Annotated in this window: 8 protein-coding genes and 3 pseudogenes; 6 read left to right on the top strand and 5 right to left on the bottom strand. The window is 72.1% G+C overall.

The features are described 5' to 3' along the window. Positions 1–38 precede the first annotated feature (38 nt). A pseudogene (locus BM536_RS26130) lies at positions 39–1,669 on the top strand (phospho-sugar mutase). A 112-nt stretch (positions 1,670–1,781) separates the two neighbouring features. Here the strand turns inward: BM536_RS26130 and BM536_RS26125 are convergent. Continuing rightward, complete coding sequence (locus BM536_RS26125) at positions 1,782–2,489, bottom strand: PH domain-containing protein (protein WP_094103644.1); 708 nt, start codon at positions 2,487–2,489, stop codon at positions 1,782–1,784. Between the two features lie 234 nt (positions 2,490–2,723). Next, positions 2,724–3,011: pseudogene (locus BM536_RS26120) on the bottom strand (winged helix-turn-helix transcriptional regulator); the annotation flags it as partial. Positions 3,012–3,231: 220 nt separating this feature from the next. Here BM536_RS26120 and BM536_RS26115 point away from each other — a divergent pair. Further along, a complete protein-coding gene (locus tag BM536_RS26115) occupies positions 3,232–3,639 on the top strand; it encodes a RidA family protein (RefSeq protein ID WP_073499931.1) in 408 nt (135 codons plus the stop codon). 390 nt (positions 3,640–4,029) lie between these two features. On the opposite strand, the gene BM536_RS26110 is transcribed toward BM536_RS26115, so the two are convergent. After that, positions 4,030–5,043 carry a hydroxyacid dehydrogenase gene (locus BM536_RS26110; RefSeq protein ID WP_073499932.1) on the bottom strand — a complete coding sequence of 338 codons (1,014 nt, stop codon included), beginning with the start codon at positions 5,041–5,043 and terminating at the stop codon, positions 4,030–4,032. A gap of 408 nt (positions 5,044–5,451) precedes the next feature. Here BM536_RS26110 and BM536_RS26105 point away from each other — a divergent pair, with 408 nt between their 5' ends. Beyond that, positions 5,452–7,101, top strand: a complete 1,650-nt coding sequence (locus BM536_RS26105; protein WP_073499933.1) for a carboxylesterase/lipase family protein — start codon at positions 5,452–5,454, stop codon at positions 7,099–7,101. Between the two features lie 148 nt (positions 7,102–7,249). Here the strand turns inward: BM536_RS26105 and mmuM are convergent, their stop codons facing one another. Next, positions 7,250–8,263 (bottom strand): homocysteine S-methyltransferase, encoded by a 1,014-nt coding sequence (gene mmuM / locus BM536_RS26100; RefSeq protein WP_094103584.1) that lies wholly within the window; start codon positions 8,261–8,263, stop codon positions 7,250–7,252. Positions 8,264–8,392: 129 nt separating this feature from the next. Here mmuM and BM536_RS26095 point away from each other — a divergent pair, with 129 nt between their 5' ends. Then, positions 8,393–9,808, top strand: coding sequence for an amino acid permease (locus BM536_RS26095; RefSeq protein WP_094103583.1), 1,416 nt, complete (start codon positions 8,393–8,395; stop codon positions 9,806–9,808). Between the two features lie 76 nt (positions 9,809–9,884). Here the strand turns inward: BM536_RS26095 and BM536_RS26090 are convergent. Next, positions 9,885–11,988 (bottom strand): annotated as a pseudogene (locus tag BM536_RS26090) (autotransporter-associated beta strand repeat-containing protein). Between the two features lie 215 nt (positions 11,989–12,203). Between BM536_RS26090 and BM536_RS40850 the strand changes: the two are divergent. Next, complete coding sequence (locus BM536_RS40850; protein ID WP_158086542.1) at positions 12,204–12,362, top strand: hypothetical protein; 159 nt, start codon at positions 12,204–12,206, stop codon at positions 12,360–12,362. 1 nt (position 12,363) lies between these two features. Next, positions 12,364–13,776 (top strand): family 43 glycosylhydrolase, encoded by a 1,413-nt coding sequence (locus BM536_RS26085; protein ID WP_073494273.1) that lies wholly within the window; start codon positions 12,364–12,366, stop codon positions 13,774–13,776. Positions 13,777–13,788: the final 12 nt, after the last annotated feature.

The following is a 13,788-nucleotide window of genomic DNA, read 5'->3' as shown; positions in this document are numbered from 1 at the left end:
GAGACAGACTCACGTACGACTCGAGAGGTTGACCACCCGTGCACGACGACCTGATCGCTCGCGCCCGCACCTGGCTCGCCGAGGACCCCGACCCCGAGACCCGCGACGAACTCGCGGCCCTCCTCGACGCCGGGGACGTCACCGAACTCACCGCCCGCTTCACCGGCACCCTCCAGTTCGGCACCGCCGGCCTGCGAGGCGAACTCGGCGCGGGGCCCATGCGCATGAACCGCGCCGTCGTCATCCGCGCCGCCGCCGGCCTCGCCGCGTACCTCCGCGAGCGGGCAGCCGCGACGGCCTGGTCGTCATCGGCTACGACGCCCGGCACAAGTCGGAGGCGTTCGCCCGCGACACGGCCGCCGTGATGACGGGCGCGGGCCTGCGCGCGGCCCTCCTTCCCCGCCCGCTGCCGACGCCCGTCCTGGCGTACGCCATAAGGCATCTGGGCGCGGTCGCCGGCGTCGAGGTCACGGCCAGCCACAACCCGCCCCGCGACAACGGCTACAAGGTCTATCTGGGCGACGGCTCGCAGATCGTGCCGCCCGCCGACGCGGAGATCGCCGCCGAGATCGCCGCGATCCGTTCCCTGGACGACGTACCCCGCCCGGACAACGGCTGGGAGGTCCTGGACGACTCGGTCCTCGACGCCTACCTGGCCCGTACGGACGCGGTCCTCTCGGCCGGCTCCCCGCGCACCGCCCGCACCGTCTACACGGCGATGCACGGCGTCGGCAAGGACGTCCTGCTGGCCGCCTTCGCCCGCGCGGGGTTCCCCGAGCCGGTGCTGGTCGCCGAGCAGGCCGAGCCCGACCCGGAGTTCCCGACCGTCGCGTTCCCCAACCCGGAGGAGCCCGGCGCGATGGACCTCGCGTTCGCGAAGGCCCGTGAGACGGACCCCGACCTGGTCATCGCCAACGACCCGGACGCCGACCGGTGCGCCGTGGCCGTCCGGGACGGCGAGCGGTGGCGGATGCTGCGCGGCGACGAGGTGGGCGCCCTGCTCGCCGCGCATCTGGTGAGCCGTGGAGCGCGCGGGACCTTCGCCGAGTCGATCGTCTCGTCCTCCCTCCTCGGCCGGATCGCCGAGAAGGCCGGGCTGCCGTACGAGGAGACCCTGACCGGCTTCAAGTGGATCGCCCGCGTCGACGGCCTGCGCTACGGCTACGAGGAGGCCCTCGGCTACTGCGTCGACCCCGAGGGCGTGCGCGACAAGGACGGCATCACCGCCGCCCTCCTCGTCACCGAGCTGGCGTCCGAACTGAAGGAGCGGGGCCGCACGCTGCTCGATCTGCTCGACGACCTCGCCGTCGAGCACGGGCTGCACGCCACCGACCAGCTGTCGGTGCGGGTGGAGGACCTGACGGTCATCGCCCGTGCGATGGAGCGGCTGCGCGAGCGGCCCCCGACCGAGCTGGCCGGGCTGGCGATCACCCGCGCCGAGGACCTGTCCAAGGGCACCGACAGGCTGCCGCCCACCGACGGGCTGCGCTACACGCTCGACGGCGCCCGTGTGGTCGTACGACCCAGCGGTACCGAGCCGAAGCTGAAGTGCTACCTGGAGGTCGTGGTGCCGGTCGGCTCGGCCGACGGTCTCCCGGCGGCCCACGCCCGCGCGGCCGAGCTGCTCGCGGCCGTGAAGCGGGATCTGTCGGCGGCGGCCGGCATCTGAGCGGCGGGGGGGGCGCCGACCGGCGGGGCGGCGCCCCGGTTCACCCGCGCCGGCACCTGACGGGCATCGTCCGGCGCCGGGCCCCCTTCGGGGCGTCCCGGCGCGGACGAAGTCACCCCACGGCCACCAGGATCACCAGCAGGAGCGCGCCCACGGCGGCCGGCGCCATGATCTCCCAGGCCCACCGCACGGTCACCTCGCCCTGTGCGGACGCCTCCTTCTGCCGCGCCTCCCACAGGCTCCGCAGTTCGTCCATGGCCCTGTCGGACTCGGCGCGCGCGGGCCCCTCGGGAACGTCCGGGCCCACATGCGAGGACAGCCCGCCCCCGAAACCGCCCGGCCCCCCGAAGCCACCACGCCTGCGCCGCGGGCGCCCCTCACGCTCGGCGGCCTGATCCGCGGCGACCCGGTCCTGCCGCCGCGCGGCCTTCTTGCGCGCCCGCAGCGAGACCGGGATCGACCAGAGCTGGAACTTCTGGCCGGACTCGGCGACGACCTCGTTGGAGTACGCCGACCGCAGCGAGGCGACCTGTCCCCAGGGCAGCACGATCACCCGGAACGGGTTGCGCACCCGCATCCGGTCGTCACCGGCGAACACGGCCGGCCGCAGCGTGAAGGCGAGGACCAACGGCACCAGCAGGATCAGCGCGGCGAGCGCCAGCCACGGCGTCCGCCCGTCCCCGACGACGATCGCGTCGCCCCCGAGCCAGCCGATCAGGCCGAGCAGCAGCACCCCACCGGCCATCCCCGCGGGCGACCGGTACACCCGGTCCTTGACCCCGGCCCCCGGCACCGACCCCTGCTCATCCGAACTCGTCATACCCCCGATTCTGCCCGACCCCCCGAACGACCTCCTCCAACACCGTGGCCGGCGGCGGCGCGCCGGCAGGCCGCGCGCTCGCGCCAGGTGGCGAAGCGCGGGTGATGTGGCCGTCGGCGACCGCTCCGGTCGCGGTTCCACTGCCACCAGCCGTAGAGGGCGCGAGTCCTCGATCTGACCGAGGTACTGGTGCGTCCAGTCGCACAGCCCGTCGATCGTCACCCGCAGCGCGTGACCCGGCTCGGTCAGGGTGTACTCGACCCGCGGCGGCACCGTGGCGTAGACGGTCCGCTCGACCAGGCCGTTGCGCTCCAGCAGGCGCAGGTTCTGGGTGAGCATCTTGTGGCTGATGCCCTCGATCTCGTTCCGCAACTCGCTGAAACGCAGCGTCCGGTCACCGAGCGCCTCGGTGATCAGGAGTGCCCATTTGTTGGCGATGTCCGAGAAGATCTCCCGCGCCAGGGAGTCGGCGCGGCTCAGGTCCGCGTCTTCGGACGAGCCCTTGAACTGCTTGGTCACCATCTGGTTCCCCAGTCACCGAAAAGTGCGTTCTTCCATGTCGGCGAACACTCTCCTACGGTTCCTGAGTAACCACAAGTGACCGAGTAGCGGTGCCTGGCGGGCGAGCGAATCACCTGTGCGCCCAGACACCTGTGCGCCCGCTCGCGGGCCCGCTCACCCACCGGTTGCGGGCGCGCCTCCCGGCGGCTGCTCGCAACCGCTCACGAAAGAGACGGACAGCATGGCCATCACTCTTCTGAACCCCAGCGGTCTCCCGGAGATCGACGTCTACCGGCAGGTGTCGATCGCCACCGGCTCGAAACTCGTCTTCGTCGCCGGGCAGGTCGCCTGGGACACCGACGGGATCACTGTCGGCGAAGGAGACCTCGCCGCCCAGGTCGAACGGTGCTACCTCAACGTCGCCACCGCCCTCGCCGGTGCAGGCGCCTCCTTCGACGACGTCGCGAAACTGACCGTCTACGTCGTCGACTGGACCCCCGACAAGATGCCCCTGTTCCTCGAGGGCGCCGCACGGGCGTCCTCGAAGCTGGGCGTCACTCCGGTGCCGCCGGGCACACTGCTGGGTGTCGCGGCACTGGACGTGCCCGAGCACCTGGTCGAGATCGAGGCCGTGGCGGTCATCGACTGAGCCGTTCGCACCAGGCGGCCGGTGCCGTCGGTCGCGGGGAGACGGCTGCTCGGGAGCGCGCAGCGTCACGCCGGTCCGCCAGTGGCGGCGCACCGCCACCAGCGTGATCCACATCGGAGCGATGGACAGCGGGGCGCCGGTCAGGACGAGGCCCGGCAGGTCGACGCCGGCCGCCGGCCGCCTGCCTCCTGCCGCTCCAGTTGTGAAGGCCGATGTCGAGCGTTCGGTTCTTCTCGCCACGCGGCACGGTCGACGGTGGCGCCACGCAGGACGGTCGACGGCAGGGGCTCGCGGCGTGGTCGACGGCACCGCCGCGCGGCACGGGCAACGGCTTGCGCGCGGCGGCGAGCGCCAGGTCAGCGGTGCCCCTGGCTGGTCCGTCGGGCCGGGTCAGGCCACTCGCGCCAGGTCCGCGTGACGTACCTCGTGGGCCAGGGGCAGTCCGTCGGCCAGCCGTTCCAGCTCTCCCACGACGATGCGGCCGAGCCGCTCCAGTTCGTTGCCGAGGGAACCCGCGATGTGCGGGGTGAGGAACACGTTCGGGAGCCGGTAGAGCGGGGAGTCGGCGGGCAGCGGCTCGGGCTCGGTGACGTCGAGGATCGCGTGCAGCCGGCCGGAGACCAGTTCGTCGGTGAGGGCGGCGTGGTCGATCAGCGCGCCGCGGGAGGTGTTGATCAGTACGCCGCCGTCGCGGACGAGCGCGAGCCGGTCGCGGTCGAGCATGTGACGGGTTTCGGGGATGTCGGGCGCGTGCAGGCTGACGATGTCGCTGCACCTCAACAGTTCCTCCAACGGCAGTGCCAGAGCGCCCAGTTCGGCCGCCTCGGAGGGGTCGACGTACGGGTCGTGCAGGAGGACCTCGAACTCGTAGGGGCGCATGAGTTCCAACAGCCGACGGCCCACGCGTGAGGCCCCGATGACGCCCACCCGGCGGCCGACGTTCCCGATGTGCGCGGTCTCGCCGGCGGAGGGGGGAACGTGGGTGCGGCGGAAGCGCTCCCGGTGGGTGAAAGCGTCCTTCCCGGCGAGCAGGACCATGGCAAGGGTGTACTCGGCGACCGGGAGGGCGTTGCCGACAACCGCGCTCGAAACGGTGATCCCGTGTTTCCACAAGGGCTCTCCGACCAGGGAGCGGACGGTGCCGGCGGCGTGCAGCACCGAGCGCAGCCGGGGAGCCGCCGCCAGCGTGTCCGCACCGAGGCGGGGGCAGCCCCAGCCGGTGATCAGGACCTCGGCTCCCGCCAGGGCGGTCGCGGCGGCCGGATCGGCGAAGTCCCGCACGACGAGCGCGGGGTCGATGTCGGCCGCCCGCCGCAGCCTGGCCAGGAGTGGCGCCGGGAACAGCAGAGGGAGGTGCACCGGATCCATGGCGAACACAGCCCTGGGCAGCTGGGCGCTGGGCATGACCCTCCTGAGCTGCGTGGGAAACGTTTCTGAAAGCGCCTTCTACGGTAGGCGCCCCTACGGTAGGTGGGGCCGTGAGACAGGGTCAATCGGTCGGACACGTCGTCGCGGACGTGACGCTCGCGTACTCAGGATCGACAGATGCCCGCGCGTAAGCGAGATTTGCGGACGCGGGCGCGCTTGGCGAGGCCCGTCGGTGATGTGGGTGAAGACGTGTTTCCCCTGGACGGGGATGGCGGCGGAGAATCGGCTCCAGCAGCGGTGGATACGGCCGGCTGGGTTTCGACGCCCTCGCGTACGCCGAATAGCCCAGCGTGAGACTCGTGCACGGGAACACCGGAATACCGTGCACCGCTGTGGTGCTCTGGTGTCACCGGTGTCCGAGCGCGGCGAAGGGCTGGTGGGCAGATGACGGCAGGCCGGACGCACCCCGGGGCCAGAGCGTGGCGGGATCCTGTGGCCACGACTCCGTACGGGGCTGTGCGCGGCCGGTACGAGAACGGTGTCGCGGTTTTCCGGGGCATCCCGTACGCGGCACCGCCGTTCGGCCCGCGCCGTTTCAGGCCCCCTCAGCCGCCCGAGCCCTGGGACGGTGTGCGTGACGCGGGCGCCTTCGGGCCCACGGCGCCGAAGCCGCCGTACTCCGACGCCTTCGCCCGGTACCTGTCCGATCCGGTCGTCAAGGGAGACGACTGCCTCAACCTGAACGTGTGGACGCCCGAGCCCGGACAGGGCGCCCGGCTGCCGGTCTTGGTGTGGTTCCACGGGGGCGCGCTGACGAGGGGTTCCTCGGCGGTGCCCGTGTACGACGGGCGGCACTTCGCACGGGACGGCGTCGTGTTCGTCTCGGTCAACTACCGTCTCGGCGTGGAGGGTTACGGGCTGTTTCCGGGTGTTCCCGCCAACCCGGGCCTGCGCGACCAACTCGCGGCCCTGCGCTGGGTGCACGACTCGATCGACGTCTTCGGCGGGGACCCCTCGCAGGTCACCCTGGCCGGACAGTCGGCCGGTGCCATCAGCGTCGGCGCCCTGATCGCCGCCCCGCAGGCCCAGGGCCTGTTCCGGCGGGCGGTGCTCCAGAGCGGGCCGCCGGAGGCCTTCGAGCGGGACAAGGTGCGGCGCATGGTCCGACGGATGGCGAACCGGCTGAGGATCCCGGCGACCGCCGAGGCCTTCGCGGCTGTCGACCGTCAGCTGCTGCTGCGTACGCAGGCCGAGATCGGCAGGCTCGGCAGTCCGGTGCTGGGCGGGCCCGCCTTCGGGATCGTCATCGACGGCGACCTCGTTCCGCGCCACCCGCTCGAGGCCCTCGTCGACGGGGACGCGGCCCGCGACGCCGACCTGCTGCTCGGCTGGACCCGCGACGAGTACCGGCTGTGGCTCGTCCCGGGCGGTCTGGTGGAGCGGCTGGACCGTCTCGGCGCCGTCGCCCTGGCCGGCGCCATGGCCCGCTGCCGCTGCGGCCCCGAGGTGCCGCGCGGCTACCGGGCTCTGCGTCCCGAGGCGGGCACCGCCGAGACGGTCGGCCAGATGGTCACCGACCATCTGCTGCGGCTGCCGCTCCAGCGGCTGGCCGAGGCCCGGCCCGGCTCCTCGTACGTGTACGAGTTCGCCTGGCCGTCGCTTCGGCCGGGCCTCGGCGCCTGCCACGCCCTCGAGCTGGGCTTCGTCTTCGACAACGGGAACCTGCCCGACTCCGCGAAGCTCGCCGGGGACGGCGCCCCGCAGGGCCTGGCCGACGCGATGCACGGCGCGTGGGTGCGGTTCGCCACGACCGGCGATCCGGGCTGGGAGCCGTGGGGCGCGACGCGTCCCGTGCGGGTCTTCGGTGAGGTCGACAGGATTTCGTACACAGCATCTGGTCTGCGGGATCGTGAACTCGCCCTCTGGTCTGCCGACGCCCGCCGCTCAGCGGAAGGGAGCGAGGACGCCGGGGAGTCCGAACCGCTCTCGCCGTCCGTGGCGCCGGGCGCCCTGACAGGCCGGTCCGCGCGCGCCACCGAACTGCGCGCGGTGGTCCGCCGCCTGCGCCGCGCCGGGGGAGTGGGCCGGGACTGACCGTCGACCCGCCGACCGCATACCACCAACCCCATACCACCGACCCCATACCACCGACCCCATACCGCCGACCGCATACGCATACCGCCGACGGGCGACCTCTCACGGCCCGGCGGTCACCAGCCGGCAGCCCCGGCCGGTCACGCGGTCACGCCGCCGTCAGTGTCCGCGCGATCGACGCGACCGCGCCCGGCCCCACCCGGCAGCAGCCGCCGATCAACCGGGCGCCCGACTCCCGCCAGGCCAGTACCTGTTCGGGCGCGAACGTGGAGCGGCCGTTCCAGGCGCGGGCCTCGGCGTCCCAGGCCTCACCACTGTTGGGGTAGACGACGACCGGCTTCCCGGTCACCCGCGCCGCGGTCGCCACGGCGCCCTCGACGTCCTCGGGGGCGCAGCAGTTCACGCCGACCGCGATCACCTCGTCGGCCCCGGCGGCCAACTCGAACGCCTCTTCCAGAGGCTGCCCCGCACGGGTGTGCTCACCGGCGACGCTGTACGACAGCCAGGCCGGTACGCCCAGTCCACGCACCGCCCGCAGCAGTGCCTCGGCCTCTTCGGTGTCGGGCACGGTCTCCAGCGCCAGTACGTCCGGCCCGGCGGCCGCCAGCACCTCCAGGCGAGGCCGGTGAAAGCGCTCCAGCTCGTTCACCGTCAGCCCGTAACGGCCGCGGTACTCGGAGCCGTCCGCGAGCATCGCCCCGTACGGCCCCACCGAGGCCGCCACCCACAACGGTTGCCGTGCGCCCTCGTCCGCGGCCTGGCGGGCGGCCTCCTGGGCCAGTTCGATGCTCAGGGTGAGCAGCCGGGCCGCTTCCTCGCGGTCGATCCCGCGCTTGGCGAAGCCCTCGAAGGTGGCCTGGTAGCTGGAGGTGATCGCCACGTTCGCGCCCGCCTCGAAGTAGGCGAGGTGCGCCTCGGTGACCGCCTCGGGCTGCTCGGCGAGGAGCCGCGCCGACCACAGCGCGTCACTCAGATCGTGTCCGGCGGACTCCAGCTGGTTGGACATGCCGCCGTCGAGGACCACGGCCCCGGTGGTGAGCGCCTCGGCGAGGGCGGGACGGTGCGCGGTGGAACCTTGCGCGGCGGAACCGTGCGTCGAGGAACCGTGCGCCGAGGTGCTCCGCGGGTGGGTGCCGTGCGGGGAGGAGGTGTCGCTGCTCATGCACCGACGCTAGTCGAAGCCGTCGAGGACGAGCCGACTCTGTCCGCTTGGTGAACGGGGTGACCACCATGTGGGATACAGGGCTACGATCACGGGCTTCCCGCCCCCACCGCACCGTACGGATCAGCCATGACTGTCCCCAGCACCACCGAGGCCACCGACGCCGGCCCCGCGCCCGCCCCCACTCCCCGCCGCCGCGGATTCGGCCTCACCGCCGCCACCGCCCTCGTCATGGGCAACATCATCGGCGGCGGCATCTTCGCGCTGCCCGCGGCGGTCGCCCCGTACGGCACGGTCAGCCTGCTCGCGTTCGTCGTCCTCTCCGTGGCCGCGCTGCTCCTCGCCCTCCTCTTCGGCGGGCTCGCCCGCCGCAGCCCGGTCACCGGCGGCCTGTACGTCTACCCGCGCGACGCGTTCGGCCCCTTCGCCGGCTTCCTGTCCGCATGGTCGTACTGGACGATGTGCTGGGTCAGCATCGCCGCGCTGGCCGTCGCCGTCGTCGGCTACGTCGACGTGCTGATACCCCTGCACGGCGATCACGCCCTCGAAGCGGTCGTCGCCCTGGCCGCGCTGTGGCTGCCGACCGCCGCCAACTTCGCCGGCACCCGCTGGGTGGGCGGGGTCCAGATCGTCTCCACCGTGCTGAAGTTCGTTCCGCTGCTGGTGGTCGCCACCGTCGGTCTGTTCTTCGTCGACGCCGACAACTTCGGGCCGTTCAACGCCTCCGGAAACAGTGTTCCCGGCGCGCTCGCCGCCTCCGCCGCGCTGCTGCTCTACAGCTTCCTCGGCGTGGAGTCGGCCGCCGTCAGCGCGGGCGAGGTCGACGACCCCGAGCGCACGGTGGGCCGGGCGAGCGTCCTCGGCACACTGGGAGCCGCGTTGGTCTACCTGTTGGGCACGGTCGCCGTCTTCGGTCTGGTCCCGCACGACCGGCTCGTCGACTCCGGGGCGCCCTTCGCCGACGCCGTGAACGCGATCGCCGGCGGCACCTGGGGCGGCACCGCCATCTCCCTCGTCGCCGTCGCCTCCATCCTCGGCTGCCTCAACGGCTGGATCCTGCTGGCCGCGCAGATGCCGTACGCCGCTGCCCGCGACGGGCTGTTCCCGCGACCGTTCGCCCGTGTCGGCAAGGGTGGTGTGCCCGGCTTCGGCGTATGGGCCGTGGCCGTCCTCGGTACGGTGCTCATCGGCCTCAACTTCACGGCGGGCCCCGACACCACGTTCCGCGTGCTGGTCCTGATCACCACGTTCACCGGCTGCGTCCCGTACCTGCTGTCCGCCGCCGCGCAGCTGTACTGGCTGGCCCGCGGCACGCGCGCACGGGTCCGTCCCGCGGGCCTGGTCCGCGACCTCGTCGTGGCCGCCCTCTCCTTCGGGTTCTCCTTCTGGCTGATCGCGGGAGCCGGTTACGCGGCCGTCTACCAGGGAGTGCTGTTCCTCTTCGCGGGCATCCCGGTGTACGTCTGGCTGCGCGGCCGCCGGGAGACTTCGGAGCCGACCGGCCCGGCCGGAAGTGACGGTGTGTCAGTACGCGGTCGCCCCTGACGCGGTGGGTCCCGCCGGCCGAACGGTGGACCGGCGGGCCCGGGACGACGTGCGCATCCCTGGTCCCACGCCGTCCCTAGGCCGCGTGCCGCCCACCTCCACCACCTCCGCGCCGTCCGCCGCGTCGGCTGCGCAGGGTCACCGGCAGCACCAGCCCGCCCAACGTCCCCGCGGCGAGCACGTACGGCCACCATGCCGATCCGTCGGAGGCCGCGGCGCCGCGGGCCTCGGTCGTCACCGCGTCGGACGAGGCCCGGTCGGCCGCCTTGGCGGCGGGGCTCGCGGTGGCGGCCGTCAGGACGACGTCGTTGCCGTCACCACCCCGGTAGCTGATCCGGTAGACGGTGTCGGCGAGTTTCACTTCGCCGCCCTCCTTCAGTCCCGCGAAAGCCCCCGTGACCGGCGTGGTTCCGGCGTGCTCCAGGACGGTGACCCTCGGCCCCGGGGGCGCTGCCGGCCGCCGCCGGGTCGAGCGCCCCCGCCAGCCGGACCTCCCCCAAGACGCGCAAGGGCCTGTCCCGCAGCACGAGTCCGCCCTCGGGCGCCTGCGCGTAGTCGCCGCTCACCGTCAGGCCGCCCGCGACCACGCCCTCGTTCCTCACGCTCCCGCGCACCGTGCCCCGACCGCCGAGGGAACCGGTCACCCGCAGGGCCGCACCTCCCGTGTCGAGCAGCGAGCCGGCCGAGGTGAGCCGTACCGAGCGGCTGTTGACGAGTGTGGCCCCGTCCCTCAGCGCGAGTGTCCCCTTCCGGACGGTCGTCGCCCCGGTGTAGGTGACCGCCGATCCGGTGAGCGTCGTCGTCGCGGTGCCGGCCTGCACGAGCGATCCGCTCCCGCCGAGCCGGGACAGGGAGACGGCGGTCTTCGTGTTGCGCACGACGAGGGTGCCGTCGTTCACGATCCGCCGCCGGTCCGTCCCGGTGAGCAGCGAACCGTCGCCCCCGGTCGCGCCCGACCCCAGCCGCAGCACAGCACCCTTCTGCACGGTCGTCGAGCCGTCGTAGTACTGCGCGGCCGCGAAGGTGACGTCGTTTCCCCTGGTGCCGGCGATGACGATGTCTCCGGCACCGGGCGCGGCCAGCGTGTCGTGGAAGCGGCCGCCACCGATGGGCGCCCCGAGCGTCACCGGACCGTTGTAGTCGAAGGTCAGCTTCGAACGGGATCGGGCCGCCAGCAGGTTGATGTACACGGTTTCCGCGGTGCCCGGCATGAAGATCTCACTCGTGGTGCCGTCACCCCACCGCACGTCCGCCCCCTTGATGTTGGTGCCGCGCTTGTTGACGTTCCCGCGCGCCGGGGTCCGGTTCAGGGCGGGATCGCTGAGCGAGGGGTTGGTGTCGCCACCCCGGTCCGACCAGCTGTACTGGCCGCTGAGCACGACCTGACCGCCGGGCCGGGACTGGACGTTGATGTCGCTGCCGTACTCACGCTGGTAGAAGTCCATCCCCATGGTGACCGTCCGGCCCAGCGGGGTGTCGACGGTGAAGGTGCCCTGGTTGAGCACCTTGCGCACGCGGGGGAGGGAGGTCGCGTACTCCGGGCGGCCGGCGTTCACCTGGGTACCGTTGTCGATCACCCCGGAGAAGGCGTGCGTGCCCGACAGGTCCCAGGTGCCCCAGAGGAACCGCGGCTGGGTGATCAGTCCCGATCCGCTGATGGTGCCCAGGTTGTAGGCGCTCCTCAGGGAGAGCCGCAGGGTTCCGTCGACGTGGATGTTGTCCTGGTTGAGCCGGAACACCGGGGTGTCGTACGGGAAGCTGCCGATCAGCCCGGTCGTCCCGCCGTCGCCGTACTGGAGCGTCGCGCCGCGCTCGACGGTGACCGCGGGCGGATCGGGGCGGGTCACGGTCACGTACGGGTGGTTGCCGCCGAGCGTCCGCACGGTCTGTCGCTGCCGTGGGGCAGGCAGGGTGAAGTCGCTGTCCCTGGTCAGGACGAGGGTCCCGCGGCCGCGCACGGTGAGCGTTCCCCGCCCGCGGAAGACGCCGTCGTAGGTCGTGGTTCCCCGGTGGCACGGTGACGGCCGTGTCGCCGGTGAGGGTCACGTCGCGGCCTCCGAGGACGTCGGCGGTGACGTCCCGGAGGCGGCGGCCGCGGCCGGGGGAGCGGTGGCCAGGAGGGCGGCGACCGCCGCGAGTGCGCCGGCGGCCGCTGCTGTGGTGTGGAGAGGGCTTCGCACGCTTTCGGAGACGATCCGGGGCGGGCGCGATAACAGAAACCTGCCGCGGCCGGAAATGGCGGTGAAAGGCCTTTCCCTTCGTCTCGCCAGACCCGTTGACCTCCTCGTAACACGCCCTTACCTTTTCGGCGTTCGCGATTCCACATGCCGTTCGCAGTGTCGAACATCTGCAGATTGTTCGTGGCTGGAACGACCCCCAGGCGAGAGGCAGCCGAGTGCAGCCCCACCCCTCGTCCTCGACCGAGCCGACCCTCCAGGCCCAGGCCCGGTCGCAGGTACACCGCCGCACCCCTGCCCAGGCCTGTGCCTGGACACCGGACGGCACCCCCGACATCGGCGTCCCCTTCGCCGACACCGTGAAGGAGAGTGCGTGACATGCGACGTGCGTACGCGATCCTGCTCACCCTCTGTCTGGCGCTGACCGGCGCCCTCGCCACCGCGGGACCGGCCCGGGCCGCGCCCCAGACCATCGCCAACGGCACGCAGTTCACCGACACTTCGGGCAACCCCGTGCACGCCCACGGCGGCGGGGTGCTCAAGGTCGGGAACTACTACTACTGGTTCGGCGAGAACCGCAACGCCGACAACACGTTCCGGTACGTGGACGCCTACCGTTCCACCGACCTGAGGAACTGGGAGTTCCGCAACCACGTCCTGACGGAGGCGAGCGACCCCGAGCTGGCCACCGCCAACATCGAGCGGCCGAAGGTCATGTACAACGCCTCCACAGGCAAGTTCGTCATGTGGATGCACAAGGAGAACGGCACCGACTACAGCGAGGCCCGTGCCGCCGTCGCGGTGTCCGACACCGTGGACGGAAACTACGCGTGGCAGGGCAGCTTCCGGCCGCTCGGCCAGCACATGTCCCGCGACATCACCGTGTTCGTCGACACCGACGGAACCGGTTACATGGTGTCCGCCGCCCGCGAGAACTACGACCTCCAGATCTACCGGCTCACCGCCGACCACACCGGTATCGCGAGTCTGGTCGCCGATCCCTGGCACGGCGGACACCGCGAGGCACCCGCTCTGTTCAAGCGCGGCAACGTCTACTTCATGCTGACCTCGGGCGCGACCGGCTGGAACCCCAACCAGCAGCAGTACGCCACCGCCACGTCCCTGACCGGCCCCTGGTCGGCGATGACGAATGTCGGCGACTCGACGACGTACAACTCCCAGACGGCGTACGTCCTGCCGGTGCAGGGCACTTCGGGCACCTCCTATCTCTACCTGGGCGACCGGTGGGGGAACTCCTTCGGCGGGACCGTCAACGACAGCCGTTACGTATGGCTGCCGCTGACCTTCCCGACCTCGACCTCGATGTCCATGGCCTGGTCCCCGGAGGTCACGATCGACACGGCGGCGGGCACGGTCTCCGGCACGAGCGCCACCTACAACACATTGATCGCCCGGCACTCCGCCAAGTGCGCCGACGTCACCAGCCAGTCCCTCTGGCAGGGCGCGCAGATCAAGCAGTACGACTGCAACGGCGGCGGCAACCAGAAGTACTGGTTCAAGTCCGTCGCGGGCGGCTACCACCAGTTGGTCGTCCGGAGCAGCTCCCTCTGCGTGCAGGAGAACGCGAACTCCGTGAGCCAGGAGAACTGCAACGCCTCCGCCACCGCTCAGCAGTGGTCGCTCACCACGACCGGCAGCTACGTCACCGTCAGGTCCCGCGCGAGCGGCGAGTGCCTGGACGTGAACGGCGCGTCCACCGCGAACTCCGCCGCCGTCATCACGTACACGTGCAACGGGGGGACGAACCAGCAGTGGACGCGCGGCACATGACCGCGGCCCGGC

The organism is Streptomyces phaeoluteigriseus, from assembly GCF_001896135.2.
Taxonomy (GTDB): domain Bacteria; phylum Actinomycetota; class Actinomycetes; order Streptomycetales; family Streptomycetaceae; genus Streptomyces; species Streptomyces phaeoluteigriseus.
This window is presented reverse-complemented; position numbering and strand designations above follow the sequence as displayed.